At 37.7% G+C, this 18,602-nt stretch carries 22 protein-coding genes; 11 read left to right on the top strand and 11 right to left on the bottom strand.

The features are described from left to right. Nucleotides 1-2: 2 nt before the first annotated feature. A complete protein-coding gene (locus NY607_RS17495; RefSeq protein WP_131521061.1) occupies nt 3-677 on the top strand; it encodes an ABC transporter ATP-binding protein in 675 nt (224 codons plus the stop codon). Nucleotides 678-717: 40 nt separating this feature from the next. Here NY607_RS17495 and NY607_RS17500 read toward each other — a convergent pair whose 3' ends face one another. Genes NY607_RS17500 through NY607_RS17510 form a run of 3 tightly spaced genes read right to left on the bottom strand, consistent with a single transcriptional unit; the run spans nt 718 to nt 2,828 of the window. After that, complete coding sequence (locus NY607_RS17500; RefSeq protein WP_259420061.1) at nt 718-1,527, bottom strand: SDR family NAD(P)-dependent oxidoreductase; 810 nt, start codon at nt 1,525-1,527, stop codon at nt 718-720. A 2-nt stretch (nt 1,528-1,529) separates the two neighbouring features. Next, nucleotides 1,530-2,231, bottom strand: coding sequence for an SGNH/GDSL hydrolase family protein (locus NY607_RS17505; RefSeq protein WP_259420062.1), 702 nt, complete (start codon nt 2,229-2,231; stop codon nt 1,530-1,532). Further along, nucleotides 2,232-2,828 carry a TetR/AcrR family transcriptional regulator gene (locus tag NY607_RS17510; protein ID WP_259420063.1) on the bottom strand — a complete coding sequence of 199 codons (597 nt, stop codon included), beginning with the start codon at nt 2,826-2,828 and terminating at the stop codon, nt 2,232-2,234. It abuts the gene before it with no gap. A gap of 176 nt (nt 2,829-3,004) precedes the next feature. On the opposite strand from NY607_RS17510, the gene NY607_RS17515 reads away from it, so the two are divergent. Further along, nucleotides 3,005-3,364 carry a VOC family protein gene (locus NY607_RS17515; protein ID WP_048391834.1) on the top strand — a complete coding sequence of 120 codons (360 nt, stop codon included), beginning with the start codon at nt 3,005-3,007 and terminating at the stop codon, nt 3,362-3,364. Nucleotides 3,365-3,446: 82 nt separating this feature from the next. Next, entirely contained in the window at nt 3,447-4,532 is a 1,086-nt protein-coding gene (locus NY607_RS17520) for an S-layer homology domain-containing protein (protein WP_259420064.1), read from the top strand. Between the two features lie 39 nt (nt 4,533-4,571). Here NY607_RS17520 and NY607_RS17525 read toward each other — a convergent pair whose 3' ends face one another. Beyond that, entirely contained in the window at nt 4,572-5,318 is a 747-nt protein-coding gene (locus NY607_RS17525) for an arylamine N-acetyltransferase family protein (RefSeq protein ID WP_112116655.1), read from the bottom strand. Nucleotides 5,319-5,504: 186 nt separating this feature from the next. On the opposite strand from NY607_RS17525, the gene nagB reads away from it, so the two are divergent. Further along, entirely contained in the window at nt 5,505-6,218 is a 714-nt protein-coding gene (nagB, locus tag NY607_RS17530) for a glucosamine-6-phosphate deaminase (RefSeq protein ID WP_048391828.1), read from the top strand. Between the two features lie 20 nt (nt 6,219-6,238). On the opposite strand, the gene NY607_RS17535 is transcribed toward nagB, so the two are convergent. Then, a complete protein-coding gene (locus tag NY607_RS17535; RefSeq protein WP_131521069.1) occupies nt 6,239-7,138 on the bottom strand; it encodes a DMT family transporter in 900 nt (299 codons plus the stop codon). A 121-nt stretch (nt 7,139-7,259) separates the two neighbouring features. Here NY607_RS17535 and NY607_RS17540 point away from each other — a divergent pair, with 121 nt between their 5' ends. Continuing rightward, a complete protein-coding gene (locus NY607_RS17540; RefSeq protein WP_131521070.1) occupies nt 7,260-8,165 on the top strand; it encodes a S66 peptidase family protein in 906 nt (301 codons plus the stop codon). A gap of 14 nt (nt 8,166-8,179) precedes the next feature. Then, entirely contained in the window at nt 8,180-8,581 is a 402-nt protein-coding gene (locus NY607_RS17545) for a cytidine deaminase (protein ID WP_131521236.1), read from the top strand. 43 nt (nt 8,582-8,624) lie between these two features. On the opposite strand, the gene NY607_RS17550 is transcribed toward NY607_RS17545, so the two are convergent. The 3 genes from NY607_RS17550 to NY607_RS17560 form a co-directional block, all read right to left on the bottom strand. Next, nucleotides 8,625-10,211, bottom strand: coding sequence for a catalase (locus NY607_RS17550; protein ID WP_259420065.1), 1,587 nt, complete (start codon nt 10,209-10,211; stop codon nt 8,625-8,627). A 297-nt stretch (nt 10,212-10,508) separates the two neighbouring features. Further along, nucleotides 10,509-11,018 carry a hypothetical protein gene (locus NY607_RS17555; protein WP_048391820.1) on the bottom strand — a complete coding sequence of 170 codons (510 nt, stop codon included), beginning with the start codon at nt 11,016-11,018 and terminating at the stop codon, nt 10,509-10,511. A gap of 15 nt (nt 11,019-11,033) precedes the next feature. Continuing rightward, nucleotides 11,034-11,723 carry a B3/B4 domain-containing protein gene (locus NY607_RS17560; RefSeq protein ID WP_048391818.1) on the bottom strand — a complete coding sequence of 230 codons (690 nt, stop codon included), beginning with the start codon at nt 11,721-11,723 and terminating at the stop codon, nt 11,034-11,036. A 59-nt stretch (nt 11,724-11,782) separates the two neighbouring features. Between NY607_RS17560 and queG the strand changes: the two genes are divergently transcribed. Beyond that, the gene (gene queG, locus NY607_RS17565; RefSeq protein ID WP_054548666.1) at nt 11,783-12,913 is read left to right on the top strand and encodes a tRNA epoxyqueuosine(34) reductase QueG; all 1,131 of its coding nucleotides are present in this window, start codon (nt 11,783-11,785) and stop codon (nt 12,911-12,913) included. Between the two features lie 184 nt (nt 12,914-13,097). After that, entirely contained in the window at nt 13,098-13,571 is a 474-nt protein-coding gene (trmL, locus tag NY607_RS17570) for a tRNA (uridine(34)/cytosine(34)/5-carboxymethylaminomethyluridine(34)-2'-O)-methyltransferase TrmL (protein WP_004230835.1), read from the top strand. Between the two features lie 37 nt (nt 13,572-13,608). Here trmL and NY607_RS17575 read toward each other — a convergent pair whose 3' ends face one another. After that, nucleotides 13,609-14,454: a VOC family protein gene (locus NY607_RS17575; RefSeq protein WP_054548665.1), complete on the bottom strand. Its 846-nt coding sequence runs from the start codon at nt 14,452-14,454 to the stop codon at nt 13,609-13,611. 391 nt (nt 14,455-14,845) lie between these two features. Between NY607_RS17575 and NY607_RS17580 the strand changes: the two genes are divergently transcribed. Together NY607_RS17580 and NY607_RS17585 are read left to right on the top strand one after the other, a co-directional pair. Continuing rightward, nucleotides 14,846-15,016 (top strand): hypothetical protein, encoded by a 171-nt coding sequence (locus tag NY607_RS17580; protein WP_175400789.1) that lies wholly within the window; start codon nt 14,846-14,848, stop codon nt 15,014-15,016. A gap of 79 nt (nt 15,017-15,095) precedes the next feature. Beyond that, nucleotides 15,096-15,926, top strand: coding sequence for an aldo/keto reductase (locus NY607_RS17585; RefSeq protein ID WP_281217497.1), 831 nt, complete (start codon nt 15,096-15,098; stop codon nt 15,924-15,926). A 42-nt stretch (nt 15,927-15,968) separates the two neighbouring features. Here the strand turns inward: NY607_RS17585 and NY607_RS17590 are convergent, their stop codons facing one another. Both NY607_RS17590 and NY607_RS17595 read right to left on the bottom strand, forming a co-directional pair. Next, the gene (locus NY607_RS17590; protein WP_259420066.1) at nt 15,969-16,808 is read right to left on the bottom strand and encodes an RluA family pseudouridine synthase; all 840 of its coding nucleotides are present in this window, start codon (nt 16,806-16,808) and stop codon (nt 15,969-15,971) included. Between the two features lie 54 nt (nt 16,809-16,862). Further along, on the bottom strand, nt 16,863-17,288 hold the full coding sequence (locus NY607_RS17595; protein WP_259420067.1) for a disulfide formation protein C: 426 nt from the start codon (nt 17,286-17,288) through the stop codon (nt 16,863-16,865). Between the two features lie 188 nt (nt 17,289-17,476). On the opposite strand from NY607_RS17595, the gene NY607_RS17600 reads away from it, so the two are divergent. Continuing rightward, on the top strand, nt 17,477-18,592 hold the full coding sequence (locus NY607_RS17600) for a GAF domain-containing sensor histidine kinase (RefSeq protein WP_054548662.1): 1,116 nt from the start codon (nt 17,477-17,479) through the stop codon (nt 18,590-18,592). Nucleotides 18,593-18,602 lie beyond the last annotated feature (10 nt).

Raw genomic sequence — 18,602 nt, forward strand, 5'->3', positions numbered from 1 at the left:
TCATGACGTTATTTACAATTGATGAAGTACGAAAAACGTTTAAGAATGGTGAAGTCGAGGAAGAGATCTTAAAGGGCATCAATCTTTCTTTAAATGAAGGAGAGATTACAGCATTGGTAGGTGCTTCTGGCTCTGGGAAAAGTACATTATTAACGATCGCTGCAGGACTACAACCCGCAACAGATGGGCAAGTGTTATTTGAAGAGCAGAATCTTACGACGATGAAAACCGACCAGGTACGAAAATTACGTGCAAGTAAATTCGGTTTTGTTTTTCAATTTGCACATCTCGTTCCCTTTTTGACAGTGGAGGAACAATTGCTATTAATGCTAGATGTAGCTGAATCTCCATTAAAAAAGAATGAACAGAAATATGAAGTCAATCGGCTATTGGAGTTAGTTGGAATGGAACATCGTAAAACTGCCTATCCTTCCTCCTTGTCAGGGGGAGAGAAGCAACGTGTAGCAATTGCACGTGCTATTATTCATCAACCGAAAGTATTGTTTGCTGATGAACCAACGGCTAGTTTAGATTCACAGCGCTCTAAAGAGATTATGGTGTTATTAAGAACATTAACAAAAACTTTAAATATAACAACATTATTAGTGACGCATGACGAAGAAATGTTGGCATATACAGATCGTATTATTAAAATGAGCGATGGTGTCGTATTATAAAATAAGCAAGGCTCCCATTAGAAGGGAGCCTTGTGAAACATTAGGTTAAACGTGCATTACGACTCACTTTACAAACCATTCTCATTAACGCTTTGTGTAAAAAAGGAAAAATAGTAAAAACAACATCCAGTGTTTTACGCATTGGCATTGGACAAATGATAGGCTTATTTTGATGAACACCCTCTATAGCCATTTTTGCAATTCGCTGAGGTGAGATCATTTTTTGCTGCTTTAATTGTTTGGTGATAATGGATTTATCCATATGAATCGCCTTTGCATTATCGAAAATTGGTGTATCCACAAACGTTGGACATAAAGTACTCACCTTAATCCCGAATTCCTCAGCCTCATAGTGTAGAGAGGTTGTTAGTCCTATAACAGCATGTTTGGTAGTAGCGTATGCAGCAGAAAAAGGAGAAGGTCCTAACCCTGCAGCAGAGGAGGTATTGACGATATAACCAAAACCTTGTTTTTTCATAAGTGGGTAGCCTATTTGAGTCCCATAAATGACACCCCATAAATTAATGGCCATAATTTCCTTCCAATCCTCAATAGTCATTTCACCCATCTCCCCATACATAGCGATACCAGCATTATTAAACAGATAATCTATACGGTGAAATTCTTCAAATACATCATGAATGACAGAAGTTACATTTTTATAATCGGTTACATTTAAATGTACAAATTTTACATTGGCGATATCCTTATTTAACTCTGCTTCTAACACACGACCCTCATGATCTTGAATATCAGCAATAATGACAAATATATGTCGAGCAATTAATTCTTGGCAAATAGCCTTTCCTATCCCTGAAACACCGCCAGTAACAACAGCAATCTTTCTCATCTTTAGGACCTCCCGATTTTGTCTCCTTCGACTTTATAAAGTTCAATGATAGAGCTATATTGCTGTGCCACTAAATCAGCACCTTTACTATTCAAATGAACACCATCTAAAGTTACATGTAGCCCTCTTTTTTGAGATAATTTATCGATACGTAAAGGACTTTTGTAAAATAAAACATCCAGTAGGACTCTTATTACATTCGTATTAATAAAGCCTGAGCACTCCAAATGTTCTAAATGATCTTTAAAGAGATTTTGCATATTTACAAAATAAACATTGCCAGATTTCATTGAAATAGACTCCATAACAGACGTTAATTGTGTTATTTCTTTGTTAGAGGGATTTTGAAGATCTTCTCCTACTAATGCTGGAGATACTAATACAACATTTTTGGAAGCGTCATGTGCTTTCTCTAATACCTTAAGGCAGTATTCTTCGAATTCAATGTGATCCTTCGCCACAGGCTGTGCTTGCACCTTTAATAATTTTGAATAGACGTCATTGACGCCTATCCAAAGAATAAGGAGATCATAGGAAGATTGGAGCGGCATTTTTTCCAAGCGAGTAAATAAACTTTTAATCGTCTCGCCTGGATTTCCAAGATTATCGAATGAAATATGGGGATATTGATGTTTCAAGAGATCATAAAATGAAACGCCTGGACGACCTTCTGTTAAGCTATCACCTATTAAACCTACTTTCATTTAAACCCCACCTTTTTTAATTTCTTTTAAGAAAATCGTTATTGCCTGTTGAAAGAGTGGTTCTAATGATTTCAAGTTATGAGTATTGGTAAGCTGACATAATCCACCTAGCCATGTGCCAAGTAAGACGGTCCATGTATCTACATTGCCATGAACAAATTCGTTTTGGTCGATGCCCTCTTGAAGAATTGCTCGATAAGCATTCATTGGTGTAATAGCTAAATTGTATAACTGTTGTATTGAATCAGGACTTGATTTGGGATTAGATGCCAGTTCCTGACCTGACTTTAGTAAGGGTGTTTGATACTCATAGAGGACATGCATGGCCATACCATACAATTTATCTGTGGATGTGGTGTATGAAGATTCTTGTTGCAACCATTTGTCATGCCAATTTTTCATCGATTGCTGCGCCAAAAGCACAAATAACTTTTCTTTATTTTCGAAATGATAATAAATATGTCCTTTACTATAACCAGAGGCTTTCGAAATATCACCAACAGATGTCTGATTATAGCCATGTTGAGAAAATAATTGGATGGCATGTTTGATAATCTCAATCTTTGCCTTGTCACTGTCATAGCGTCTTTTACTCAATGTTGTACTCCTTTAATGATTTGAACAATCGTTCTAATTTAATTATACATAATTTTCTAACTAATTAAATACATAAATTTTTTATTTGGAATATTGTCAAATTTCTAAAGTTGCAGGAAGGGAATTCCAATTAATTGTTGAATTATTTGTTATGCTAAAAATGAGGGGGTACATGTATGGGAAAAGTGATTGGCTTTGAATTAAATAGTCAGGAACCGGAGAAAGCGGCAGCTTTTTATAGTAAAGTGTTTGGCTGGGAGGTGGCAGCTCCAAAGTGGGATTATTGGGCAGTTATGACTGGGAATGAAGACAAAGCTGGAATTAATGGTGGCATTGGTAAAGGACCAAGCGATTTTCCGCATGGTACAAGAATTCAAATTGAAGTGGAGGCAATTGACGAAGTCATTGCACAGGCAAAACACAATGGTGCTACTATTTTGCGTGACAAAATGGCGTTTGATGATTTCTATCTAGCTTATTTGGTCGATCCGACTGGAATAGGAATTGGATTAATTCAATATAAAAATAACGAATAAAGTCTCTTTTAATAGAGGCTTTTTTCATTTTAAGCATATGGGTACGTCTTTATGGGTATAGAATCGAAGGAGGAGGGATAATGTGAAGAACATATTGAAGCTAGTATGTTTGATCCTGATAACGATTGGTATATTACCGAAGGAAGTGCAGGCAGCCAGCTTTATTGATCTAACGGATGATACATTAACGACGGAAATTCATTATTTAGTAGAACAGGATATTGCGAAAGGCTATTCGACTAACTTGTTCAAGCCGAATGATTTTATTACGAAAGCACAAGTAGCTGTAATGCTAACACGTGCTTTAGGATTAAACACGATCCATGTGCAAAATCCAAACTATCAAGATGTCACAACTACTCATAAATTTTATAAAGAAATTGCGGCTGTGCAAAATAAAGGTATATTTGATACTGCCCATAAATTTCATCCAGATGCACCGCTTACTAGGGGGGAAATGGCGATTGTGCTAAATAGGGCCTTTCAATTAAAAGGTTCAGATCCTTATTATTTTACAGATGTGAGTAAGCAGACACCAGGTTATAAAGAAATTTTAACACTGGCCCATAATCATTTAGTAAGGGGCTATGAGAATGGTTCGTTTAAACCTAATGACCCTGTTACACGCGCCCATTTCTCAGCGTTTTTAGCGAGAGCAATGACTCTTTCTAAACCTAACTTGCTAAGGGACCCCGCATTTGAATATACGTATGCCTATTATTCTTTAAGTGACAATAAGCGTTATACTTTAAACTATCAATATCAGCAACACGACGGTAAAAATGATGTATGGACAGTCAAAAATGTAAGTACAGGACAAACTATCTCTGATGAGCTTTTATATGGTCATGATCGTGCATACGGACAAGCAATTGCTAGTGAAGCTAACACACATTATGATTTATATATAGAACTTCCACTTAGAATAGGTGTTGTTTTACATGAAGATGATCCAGGGGTTTCAGCAGGGGAACGAGTAACTGTAAAATCTACTGATGGTACGGTACAAGCTGGTGATGTGCAATATACGGGCGTGGTTATAGTCGAGAAAAGGTCAGAATTTAGTGATGTAGTGAAAACTTATTACTTTGTAGATGATATAGGTTTAGTTAAAGAGCTACACAATGACATAGTTGTGTTTGAATTGCTCAATAGGACAATGAAATAATGTGAAAGGAAAGCAAGCCAACCGATGGACTTGCTTTCCTTATTGTTGTACAGAGATATGAAAAAAACGCTGTAGAGCTTGCAGCCATTCCTTTTCAGTGTTTGTTGTATAAGTAGTTAAGGATTGTCCTTCATAAATTCTAAATTCGTTGTTCATCATGGTATGACGGCCACCAATGGTTCGAATCATAGCAATTTTATTTTTTTGCTTGGAAAGTCGTGGTGCAAATTTTGCATCATTGGCATCGTCGTGAAAACTATAAAGCAAACGCCAACTATGTTTAGCTTGTTCCAACAGCATCCAACCATTCGCTTCATCATAATCTATTTTATATAACTCTTTACCTTCACGGTGTTGATAGCCAGCAATCAGTGGCACTGGTTTACAGGGTGCTAATGCACCGACACCTACATCCGAGATATAGTATTGCCCACTCATATTTACTAGTAATAATTGATGCATAGGAATTTCCTCTGGAGGGGTATTTTCCGCTACGTTGCGCCAAAACTGGGCATAACGATTGGTGACAGAAAAGCCAAGCTCTCGTAGAAGCCAGCTGAATAAGATATTTAATTCAAAACAATTGCCACCACGTTTATCAATAATTATTTTCTTAAATATATCAGGAATAGCGAAGGAGATACCACGATTCAAGGCAACATCTAAATTTTCATAGGGAATGGTTAATAGATGTTTAGTTTGTAGTTGTCCAAGTAGTTGAATAGATGGCTCTAACGTTCCTTGAAATTGAATATACTGTAAATAGTGCTGAATCTGTTCATTCATAAAATCGCCTCACTTCCTTATTAATAACATAACCGAAATAGTCTTAGATTACACGCATAAACTGAAGTAGGAAATGATAGAAAAATAGCTAAATAACTAGTAAGATTAATATATTAGCTACTATAAAGTGAAATATTTTACATATTAGTTAATAATATTAATGGTAAGGTAGGTATCGTATAAAGAATGAAATGGATAGAAGTGAATACATATGAGGAAATGAGTGAAGTGGCAGCTACTATTTTCTCAAAACAAATACAAGAGAAACCTGATAGTGTTTTAGGTTTAGCAACTGGTGGATCACCTGTAGGCATGTATAAAGAATTAGTGGCACGACACCAAGCTGGCCATTTATCTTTTAAGGAAGTACAAACTTTTAACTTGGATGAGTATGTTGGCATTGAGCAATCAAGTCCAGCAAGCTACTTTACATTTATGCATGAGAATTTATTTAATTTTGTGGATATACAGCCGAAAAATGTCCATTTGCCAAATGGACAGGCAGCCAATTTAGCTGAAGAATGTGCTGCATATGATAAGCGCATTGAAGAAGCAGGAGGCATTGATTTACAGCTTCTAGGTATCGGTGTAAATGGACACATTGCTTTTAATGAACCAGGCACATCGTTTGATGCCAAGACGAATATTGTGGAGCTAACAGAGTCAACAAGAACAGAAAATGCTATTTATTTTGATGATCCGTCTGAAGTACCAACACATGCCATTACAATGGGCATCCACTCCATAATGAAGGCAAAGGAAATCATCCTCATTGCCTTTGGTGAAAAAAAGCTCGCGGCGATTGAGAAATTGAAAAGTGGTCATATTACAGAAGAATTCCCAGCAAGCCAATTATTAAACCATCCTAATGTTACAGTAATTTATGGTGGTACGAATTAGCAAAAATAAGCAAAGGCTTCTTAGGATTGAAGTCTTTGCTTATTTATTTTTCCTGATAAAATAACCCCTGCTACAACGGCTAGTCCACCTATAAGCTGAAAAGAATGCAATCTTTCATGTAGAAAAAGAACAGCAAAAATGGAGGCAAAAACAGGAATGAAATTTAAATAAATACTTGCCTTGTTCGCTCCAAGCTGTATAACACCACTGTTCCAGCAGAGAAAAGCAATGATAGAGGCAAAAATACCAACATATAAAATAGCACCAATGGTTGACCATTCCCAATGAATTGCTGTTGTACTAGACAATGTTTCATAGAGAGAAAACGGAAATAACACAATAGCCCCAAGTCCAATCGTCACTAGAAAGGTAGACTGCCCTGGTAAGCGAGTTGCATATTGTTTAATGAGCAATGAATATATGCTCCAACAAAATACTGCTGCGATTACAATTAAATCCCCTTTATTGAAAGTAAAATCGACAATCCTTGTAAAAGAGCCTCCCATTATAATAAAGGCAACTCCACTCAGTGATAAAACGGTCCCTATTAACTGAAATTTTGATAGTTTTTCCTTCAAAAAAATAAAGGAAAGTATGTAAATCATTATGGGCGTAGAAGAGTTCATTAAAGATGCATTAATAGACGTTGTGTAATGTAATCCAATGTAAACAAGTGTGTTAAATGCTGTAACCCCTGTTAATGAAAGAATGATGACAATCAACCAATGTCTTTTCAGTATCCGCCATTCACGTTTTAGTTGGTGAAATGCAATGGGAAAAAAGATAATAAATGCGACGCACCAGCGTAAAAAGGCAAGTGTTAGGGGAGGGATATCTTCACTAACGGCACGTCCAATAACAAAATTACCACCCCATAAAAGAGTTGCGAGTACTAATAATAGATATGGTGGAATTTTCAAGATGCTTTAACCCCTTTATTAATTGAATAGTAAAGTTAATTATAGGCAGTCAGTATAGCAATAATCAATGCCCCTGAAGTTTTGCTATGCTAAAATAAGGAAAACAAGAGGAGGAATAACTGTGAAAAGTACCGTACCATGTTTACAAAAGGGAGATTTAGTCGGTGTTGTTGCACTTTCAAGTCTTGTAGAGCCTGAAAAACTAGGAGAAGCAGTAGCTTTTTTGGACGAGTTGGGTCTTCGCTATATTGTGGGTGATACGATTCATGCAAAACATGAATATTTGGCAGGAAGTGATGAAATCAGACTAGCTGATTTTCATGAGATGGTAAAAAACCCAGAAGTGAAAGCAATCTTTTGTATAAAGGGTGGCTATGGCTCTGCCAGAATTGCTGATAAAATTGATTATGCTTTAATAGAAGAAAATCCTAAAATTTTCTGGGGCTTTTCTGATGTTACATATTTACATTGTGCGATTAATGAATATGCCAATATGGTGACATTTCATGGGCCAATGCTGATGTCAGCTAATAAGATGGATGATTTATCAAAGAAAATGTTTTTACAGCTATTCTCCCCGATGGAAATTCAATATACAGAGGCAATTTCTCCGTTAACAACGATTGCTGGGGGCATCACACGTGGTGAAATGATTGGAGGAAATCTCTATCGTCTTGTCAGCACACTAGGTACCAAATTTGAAGTGAGGACTGAAGGCAGGATTTTATTAATAGAGGATGTAAATGAAACAATTCCAGTTATTGATTCAATGCTTCAGCATTTAAAACAAGCAAGGAAGTTTGAGCAATTAGCAGGAGTCGTCATTGGTTCGTTTACACAGACAGGATCTGAGGAAGCGGCTCTTCATTCGTTAATGAAGGAGTATTTTGCAGATTTAGGAATACCAGTTGTGGCAGGTTTTAAGTTCGGACATGAAACAACGAATATAGCGATTCCATTAGGAACAGAAGCAATTTTAGACGCACAGGAAAAGGTATTGAAAATATTACCAGGTGTGCATGTATGATAGGAAGAGGAAATATGGCTATTGAAAAAATACTGTATGAAGCTGCCGTTGCACTAGCAGAAAAAAGATATCCCTCTGGATGGGGAGGAGCTGCAGCCTTATATACCGCGGATGGACAAATTTTAACAAGTGTCGCACCCGAGGTCATGAATGCTGCTACTGAATTATGTATGGAAACAGGTGCTATTTTAGAGGCACATAAATTGAATACAAAAGTTACACATTCGATTTGTGTTGCTAGGGAAGATGAAACATCTAAATTTGTAGTGCTGACACCCTGTGGAGTCTGTCAGGAAAGACTTTTCTATTGGGGAGAAAATGTAAAGGCAGCGATTACGAATGCAGATGGAGAATTGGTATTTAAATCATTAAAGGAAATTCAACCTTATCATTGGTATAAAGCATATGAACAATAAAGTAAAAGACATTACAAAAAATGTAATGTCTTTTTTAGCTTCGTTAATAAGGCTCAGCATCGTGTCCTTTATTCATGGCATCTTGAGGTGCTTGGTCACCCTTGATATTGCCAAGTGGTTTTGATGCAGAGGAATCTTTTTTAGCGTTGTGCAAACCTTCCTTGAGTAAGCGACCATATTCTTCGTCGGCTTCTTGTGCCAAAGCAATCATGGCATTTTGAATATCCTCATGACAGACCGATAGATCACGGATTAAATTTTCAAGAAGTTCATCGCGTTCCCACTGTTCAAAGTTACGATAAGTTTCACCAGCCTGTTTCGTATTACTTTGACGATCAATCGATTCACGAACAAGGTTTCCTTCAATGTATGGTGTATATTCTTTACCAGCTTGTGTTGCTTCCTTTAACCCATTCAGCATGGATGGCTCATAGTTAATATGTGGATTTTGTCCAGGTGCCAAATCACGCTTATACATCATTTGCCCACCATGTTGATTGGTCGCTACACGTTTTTTTGGTGCATTAATTGGAAGCTGTAAGTAGTTGGCTCCTACACGATGGCGTTGTGTATCAGAATAAGAGAAGGTACGACCTTGCAACATTTTATCATCAGAGAAGTCTAAGCCATCAACAAGCACCCCTGTCCCGAAAGTAGCCTGTTCCACCTCAGCAAAATAGTCTTCAGGGTTTTTGTTTAGCACCATTTTGCCAACTGGATACCACGGAAATTGATCGTTTGGCCAAAGCTTTGTATCATCCAATGGATCAAAATCAAGCTCAGGGTGTGAACCATCCTCCATAATTTGAACATGTAGCTCCCATTCGGGGAAGTCTCCACGTTCGATAGCATCATATAAATCTTGTGTAGCATGATTGAAATTTTTCTGTTGGATTTCTTCTGCTTCTTTTTGTGTTAAATTTTTAATACCTTGTAGCGGTTCCCAATGATATTTGACAAGGACTGCCTTGCCTTCACTATTCACCCACTTGTACGTATTAACCCCAGAGCCCTGCATCATACGATAATTTGCTGGAATCCCCCAAGGAGAGTAAACGAATGTTACCATATGGAAGGTTTCTGGTGAGCTAGCACAAAAATCAAAAAAACGTTCAACGTTTTGAATATTAGTAATGGGATCAGGCTTAAAAGCATGAATCATATCTGGAAATTTGAGCGCATCACGAATAAAGAAGATCTTTAAATTATTGCCCACTAAATCCCAATTGCCATCCTCTGTATAAAACTTTACTGCAAAACCGCGGGGATCACGCAATGTTTCTGGGGAGTGACCACCATGTATAACAGTTGAAAAACGCACAAAGACAGGTGTTTTTTTCCCTTTATCCTGAAAGACTTTTGCACGTGTATACTTAGAGATAGGTTCATTGCCAACAACACCATAGGTTTCAAAATACCCATGTGCTCCAGCTCCACGAGCATGCACAACCCGTTCTGGAACTCGCTCTCTGTCAAAATGACTCATTTTTTCTAGAAAATCATAATTTTCCAATGTTGCAGGACCTCGATTACCGACTGTTCGCAAATTTTGATTGTTGGTAATTGGATGTCCCTGTCTGTTGGTCAATGTCATATCTTGCTCATGTGTTGCATCATCTTGCTGTGTCATAGTATGACCCCTTTCCTATAGATACTTCCATTTTGTCCTTGAAAGGGGCAAACTAGTCATCCAAATTATCCCTTTGAACTACTTAAAAAAGCTCTCCATACATAAATGTAGGAGAGCCCTGGATGGCGTTTTCAAATGGAATCAAGTTGTTTTGAGTATGGCCATTGCTTATAGTTGGTCATTAGTCATCGGTCATACAGTAACAGGTAACTTGTTATTGGTTTTTAACTAATTAGCTGAAAAGCTAGATTTGAAAACAGCACATCCAACTCGGGTTGGAGTCTCACCGTCCCGAGTCTAGAAATAACGGGAATCGTCAAAATTAATTTGAATACTGTAATTTTTTGAATTAATAAGATTAGATAGCTTATGTGCATCTTTTTCAAGCTTTGTAGCTCGTTCTCTATATTCATCTGGCTCATACAAAGCAATTTCATATAACATTGTATTTTCGCCATAGCCAAATCTTACACTCTCTTTTTCTCGCATACTGAAATCTTTACACATATCAGCCTCGGCACGAAGTTGTGTTGCTAGTTCGATGGCTTCTACTAGTGCTAGCTTTTGACCTTTAAAGTCTACTGTGTTTTGGATGTTTGCTTCGTAAACGAGGCGGTCTAATGTACGAGTATCTAGACGAACTTGGGCTAAGTCAGCTTCAATAAGGGGGAGTGCTCGATTACTTGTTTTAGGGGCTTGTCCCTTTTCAACTGTTACAAAGGCACTGCGATGTAGTTCGTTTACTAGCTCTTGAGTTTTCTTTCCTAAAATACTTTTTAGTTTAACAGCTTCTGCAAGATTAATCACGAAAACACGTCCTTTTTATAGTGTTATAGATGGTACATCATTTGATATAATTGCGATTTGATAATGTCCGCCATGAATTTGATTAAACATTTTCCCAGCTGACGCTAGCAGTTCATTCGCTGCATCATTTGTTAAGGAAGGGCGGAAATAAAAAATATGTAACGCATCAGTTGTTTCCTCTGTGACAGCTGTGCGTTTAGAATCAACAAAAGGTGAGCCAAATGCTCCTACCTCATCACGACTATACAGAATATTTTCTAATGTGTTAAAGCGCCCATTCAAACCTTCATAACCAATCTCGTCATGACCAAGATCAATTGTTACAAACCCTTTGATTTGAGCAACATCATATAGCCCAATTGGCATTTCATATTGAAGTGAAAAGAAATTATTTAAATCAACACCTGAATGAATTGGCGTTAAATAGTTCTGCTTACTAATTCGACGCATAAGGCTTTCTGCTGAGTGACGATAGCGATTTGGATCAGCACCAAGCTTTTTCCAAATTTGTCGCCATTCTGCGATCCCCTCACGCTGTGTTACAGGAAGTTCCTGCATTTCAAGAAAAAGATTTTCCTGATACAATTGCATACGCCCTTTAATCATTTGAGGGGATTCTGCTACAACAATTTTGGTATAATGAATAATGCCGATTTTTAGCTCGGGATGTTGTGTTAATAGAGTTGGGTTAATGGAAATTTCCAATGAACATCACCTACTTTATCTATTTCTAATATTGTACCATGTAAGGAGTTGGAAATAAAATGAACATACACGACCTACAACGTGATTTTGTGGCATATGCGATGTCCATTGGTGTTGATAAAATAGGTTTTACAACAGCAGCTCCCTTTACAGAATTAAAAAACAGATTGCGTCGCCAGCAGGAGCTTGGCTATCAGTCTGGATTTGAAGAAAGTGATATTCAAAAACGTACAGAACCCCTTCAATTACTAGATGAAGCAGAGAGTATTGTAGCGATAGCTGTGGCTTACCCTTCACGTATGCAAAATGCACCAATTGGTAAAAGGGGTGCGCGACGTGGAATTTTCTGCCGTGCTTCATGGGGTGTCGATTATCATACAGCATTACGTGAGCGTTTAAAGCTATTATCCACTTGGCTTGAGGAACATGTCAAAGGTGTACGTATTGAATCAATGGTTGATACAGGAGCCCTTGTAGATCGGGCGGTAGCTGAACGTGCAGGCATTGGGTGGAGCGGAAAAAATTGCTCGATTATAACGCCTGAATTTGGTTCCTATGTGTATTTAGGAGAGCTCATTACAAATATTCCATTTGCGCCAGATAAGCCAATGGAGGATGAATGCGGAGATTGTCGACTGTGCTTGGATGTTTGTCCAACGGGAGCCTTAATTCAAGGTGGACAATTGGATGCACAGCGTTGTATTGCTTTTCTGACTCAAACGAAGGGTACATTACCAGATGAGTTTCGTAGTCATATCGGTAATCGACTCTATGGCTGTGATACATGCCAGACAGTATGTCCTAAAAATAAAGGGAAAATTAATTGGATTCATGAAGAATTTATACCAGATCCAGAGCTAGCCAAACCATTATTGACACCGCTTTTAACGATTACTAATCGGGAATTTAAGGGGAGATTTGGTCATGTTTCAGGCTCATGGCGTGGAAAAAAGCCTATCCAGCGTAATGCCATCTTGGCACTTGCTCATTTTAAAGAGGAAGCCGCCATACCAGATTTGATTGCTCTACTTCATAAAGATGACCGTCCTGTCATTCGAGGCACAGCCGCATGGGCTTTGGGTAAGATTGGCGGGGATACTGCACAAACTGCCTTACATGAAGCAGAAGCTACAGAGCAGGACAAAGAAGTGCGAAGTGAAATTTATAAAGGGTTGCAGTTTTTTAAGTAGTATTGGATGTAGAAGCAATTGACTAACTACAGTTTAATGTAGGGATGAAATCAATTGCTTGGAGTTCCTATGATTGAGAGCGGATCCGCTCTAATTGTGAGAAGAGTCGCTCCAAAAGAGGAAGGCTTCGTTAACTTTTTAAAGAGTCATCTTAAAGAATTTTTTAATAAGGAAGTGTGTCGTTATGCCATTGCATATCGTTTTATATCAACCAGAAATACCAGCCAATACGGGGAATATTGCACGTACCTGTGCGGGTACTAATACATCGCTCCATTTAATTCGTCCGCTAGGTTTTTCAACGGATGATAAAATGCTGAAACGGGCGGGCTTAGATTATTGGCATAGTGTAAATATTGTCTATCATGATTCACTTGAGGATTTTATAGAGTACTCTAAAAATGGAGATGTTTATTTAATCGAAACATACAGTGATGAGCCGTTTACGAAAAATGATTTTAGTGATCAAGACCGAGATATTTATTTTATGTTCGGAAAAGAAACTACAGGTTTGCCGAAGGACTTTGCTTATGAACGCCGAGATATGTGTTTACGTATTCCACAAAGTGATCATGTGCGATCACTTAATTTGTCCAATACCGCTGCAATTGTTATTTATGAGGCATTACGTCAACAAGGATATCCAGGGTTACATTAAAAAGCAGTTCTCCGCTTGTGAGAACTGCTTTTTAATATTAAAACTTTAATAACACAACATTCCCCGCAGGATCCTCTGTTTGGAACCCTCCGACGATTTCCGTAACGGGTGCACCTATACCACGAAGATTATCTTTCATAGTTGCCGCTTGTTCTTCGTTATCTAAACGCAATGAGAACGTTTTTAAGCCAACTTGATTTTTTCCAAGCTTTGGTGCATTCTCTGAGTGCCAAGTATTTAAGCCGATATGATGATGGTAACGGCCTGTAGAAATAAATAATGCTTGGGACCCGTAGCGTGTGACAATATCATAACCTAATCCCTTTGTATAAAATTGCTCGGCTTCAGCCAAGTTAGAGACCGATAAATGAATATGGCCCATTACTGTGCCAGCAGGCAGACCAAGCCAGTTGCCATCGCCCTCTTCTAAAATAGAACGAATATTGAGTGGTTCTGTCACCATATGCACCTGATTGTTATGCCATGTCCATTCACTTTCAGGACGATCTGCATAAATCTCGATTCCATTATGATCAGGATCATTTAAATAGAGTGCTTCACTTACAGCATGATCAGAAGCCCCAAGGTACACACCTTTTTCGTGAAAATGAGAAATAACATTAGCTAAGTCACGTCGACTAGGTAATAATAGGGCGAAGTGATAAAGTCCTGTCGTCATGCTAAGCTTATCTTCTACGGTTTTAGGCTGAACAAGAGTTAATAGAGCTGTTTCTCCATCGGCAGTTAACATAGCTTTATGTGAATCTTGTTGTAACACTTTAAAGCCAATAATTTCTTGATAAAAGGTTAAAGAGCGGTGTAAATCACTCACTTTTATTTCAACATTCGTTACATAGGTGTTTGGTTTTTCATGAAAATGCATTTTGAATACCTCCAAATAGTTATCTTTTTTCATTAAGTTACTTTATGTAAGTTAGTTTATTTTAAAAATAAAGGAAAGTCAAGTATTTCTATTGTTCCACAAAAAAAGAAAATCACTAAGCTTTTCGAAAAGCTTAGTGATTTTCTTGAGATATTATTTGTCAGCTTTGTAGTCGCCTTCGTATCCAGCAGTGAAAATAGCTGTTAAGAAAGCAACTGTTACACCAATGATTAATAATAATTTCATGGAAGTAACCCTCCTCATGTTATAAAGAAATCTCTTTTTAGTATAGCCTATCTACTTTAAAAATGAAACGACATAGCAGAATAAAATATGTCAGAAATGGTTCAAACAGCTTGATATCGGGAAAACTAAAAGTGAGGTGATTAGTATGGAAAAAAAGGTGCCAAATATTGAAAATGGGACAATGGTGAGAGATATGAAAGAATTAAAAGATTTGGGCAAGCAGATGGAGCATTTACGTGATGGTCTAGAGCTTGCGGAGGATGAGCGAATCGCTGATCCAATTCAATTAGAAGATGTTGAACAGAAGAAAAATTAGTATATAAACCAGCCGCTTTATTTTTCTTAAATCCAATTTTTTGTATAATGGAACGAGGATAAGAAAGGGGTTGTGCTTTTTGAATTTACAATCAACGAAAACATTATCAAATGGTGTAGAAATGCCTCGTTTTGGCTTAGGTGTTTACAAAATGACAGAACGTGAGGAAACATTACAGGCTATTGATAAAGCACTTCAATACGGTTATCGAGCTATTGATACAGCATCCTTATATGGGAATGAGGTAGAAGTAGGAGAAGCTATTCGTCATTCAGGCATTCGTCGTGAAGATATTTTTGTTACAACAAAAGTATGGAATAATGACCAAGGATATGATGCAACATTACGTGCTTTTGAGGTTTCGCTAAAGAATTTAAATATGGATTACCTAGATTTATATTTAACACATTGGGCTGTCCCTGAAACATTTGAAGAAACATATCGAGCTATTGAGCGCCTTTACGATGAAAAATTAATTCGCTCAACAGGTGTATCGAATCATCATGAGCATCATTTAGAAAAAATATTGGCTAAGGCAAATACTGCACCGATGGTTAATCAAGTGGAGGTACATCCATATTTACAACAGCAGCCATTAAGGGCATTTTGTAGTGAACACCAAATTGCTGTTACTGCATGGTCTCCACTAGGACGTGGTGGTGTACTTGCTGATCCTACCATAATGGAGATTGGGAAAGAAATCGATAAAACCCCTGCTCAGGTAGTACTGCGTTGGCATTTACAAAATGATACACTCGTTATTCCCAAATCCGTAACACCGAGCCGAATTGAGGAAAACGCACAGATTTTTGATTTTGAATTAACCCAAGATCAAATGGAGAAAATGGCAACATTAAATCGTAACCAACGATTTGGACAAGATCCTGATCATTTTAAATTTGATTTTTAAAAAAAGAATAAATCCCGCACTCCTATAGAGGCGGGATTTTTCTTATTGCTCGTCCTTGACGATAATACGTTTATTTAAAAAAGGATGGTCAAATTCTAATTGAATGGCATGTAGTTCGTAGTCATCACTTACTGTTTCTCGTGCACCATACATTGTATCCCCAATAATTGGATGGCCAATATAGGCTAAATGCACACGGATCTGATGTGTTCGCCCAGTCTCAAGTATGAGATGAACGACACAGGAATTTTTGTAACGCGCCACCACTTCATAGTGTGTTACAGCATGCTGTCCAGTTTTGGACACAACACGTCTTGTGGCATGGTGTCTGTCTTTGCCAATTGGTTCAGCAATCGTTCCAGAAGACGTTCGTAAGTTACCTTGCACCTCTGCTGCATACGTACGAATAATGGTTTTTTCCTCAATCATTCGATCGAAAATGGACTTTGCTAAAGGGTGCTTTGCTACTAGTAATAAGCCCTGTGTCCCTTTATCAAGACGATGAACATGTTCAGCATAAATGCCACCCTGTTCTTTGATATGTGCCATGACATGGTTCATACATGTATGTGTATCACGAGCATCATTAGGATGTGTTGCCATACCTTTTGGCTTTGATACGATTAAACAATGGTCATCCTCATAGACTACATCAATAGCACATACAGGTGTTGGTTTGTAGCTAGAAGTTGGAACAGGAAACGTAAATTTGATTATTGTTCCAGTTTGTAAAGGTGTATTCCATTGAACCAGCTCATCATTTGCCAATGTGATGGCTTTGGCCATACGCAATTCATGAACGAGTTTTTTACCGAGTCGCCAATGATTACGTAGCAATTCTTCCACACTTAAGTTATCTTCAGCAATTTCATAATGAAACATAGATCTTCCTCCGTAGAAAAAACCGTATTCCAAAGGTAGAACACGGTCTTCCGATTATTTTGCAGCTTTAGAAGCTTTGATTAAATAAAAGCTTGCCCCTGCGATTAAAATAAATGCAGTTAATGCTAAAAACGGAATAGTAATAAAGCCTAACCAATTAATATATTGTCCTGTACAAGAAACTGCGCCACAGGAGGGGGCAGTTTCAGCTAAAAAGCTAAGCTTTTGAATTCCGTAATGGTAAAGTGAAATACAGCCGCCAATCACAGAAAATACAGCAGTTGTGACAGCAATACGTGCATTTTTTTGTATAAATGCTACTGTCGTCATTATAACAATTGGGTACATAAAAATACGTTGAATCCAACATAATTTACAAGGTTCATAATGACGAATCTCAGAAAAATATAACGAACCTAGTGTTGCTATAGCAGAAACAATCCAAATAAATAATAAGCCATTTTCTTCTTTTTTAGACATATTCAATCTTCCCTTCATAAAACCATGTCCTTGTTCGATTATAGTGGTTCTAGTTTTATATGTAAATCAACTTACACAAAATAAGGTATGTGATGAATTTCAGTCTAAAGTATGAACGGTGGAAGCAGACGCTTTCAATAGCTTAATGGTATCATTAACAATAGTAATGCTAAAGAAGAGGTGTTTTCGTGAGGGAGAATGAGCATTCCAATATCAGTATTTTAAAAGAGATTGCTGAACTATTAAATGAAGAAACTGAAATTGTCACAATGCTAAAAGGTGCGCTCATCAAATTTTTAAATGGCACCAATTTTGAAACAGGCTGGATTTTTTTTATTGATGCAAAGGGGCGTTCAGAACTAGTTGTCCATGAAAATCTACCAGAGGCATTGGAATATAACAATTGCCATTATTTAAAAAAGGGCGGTTGTTGGTGTGTATCGCGTTATCGTAATGAAGAGCTAAAAAAAGCCTCCAATATTATCGAGTGTCAGCGTATTGAAAGTGCCATAGCTGCAAATGTTGGGGATCATGAAGGAATCACGCATCATGCGACAGTACCTCTTCAATCTGGACAAGAACGTTTTGGCGTATTAAATGTTGCATCTAAGGATACAGTACGCTTTTCAGAGGAGGAGCTTGCTTTATTAGAATCAGTTGCCTTTCAGATGGGTTCAGCTATTAAGCGAATTTTACTGACAAAGCAGGAGCAGGAAATGGCGCTTGTGAAGGAACGTAATCGCCTAGCTCGTGATTTACACGATTCAGTTAATCAACTACTATTCTCGGTTACGTTAACAGCTAGGGCTGGCATTGAAATGACGGATGATTGCGAAGTGAAAGAAACATTTAAAGAGATTCAGCATTTAACACAAGATGCACTTACAGAGATGCGTGCGTTAATTTGGCAATTGCGACCTAAAGGATTGGAAAATGGTTTACTTGAGGCCATGAAAGTATACGCTGAAATGCTTGGCTTAAAACTACATGTTACGGTTTCAGGCGTATTGCAATTTCCCTCACGTATTGAAGAAACATTATTTCGCGTAGCCCAAGAGGCGTTAAATAATGTACGTCGCCATGCAGGTGTATTAGAGGCAGCATTGTATATTACTGTTACGTCAACAGATATTTTGTTGGTTATTCGTGATGAGGGACGAGGCTTTGTCATTGACAACAATACAAAGTTGCTTTCGATGGGCTTACAATCTATCAAGGATCGTGCAAAATCAGTAGGTGGAACTGCCGACTGGGTAAGTGAAATTGGCAAAGGTACGGAGCTGCTAATCCGCTTGCCATATTAAGGGGGAGAGG

Source organism: Lysinibacillus sp. A4 (genome assembly GCF_024919535.1).
In the GTDB taxonomy this organism is placed as follows: Bacteria; Bacillota; Bacilli; order Bacillales_A; family Planococcaceae; genus Lysinibacillus; species Lysinibacillus capsici.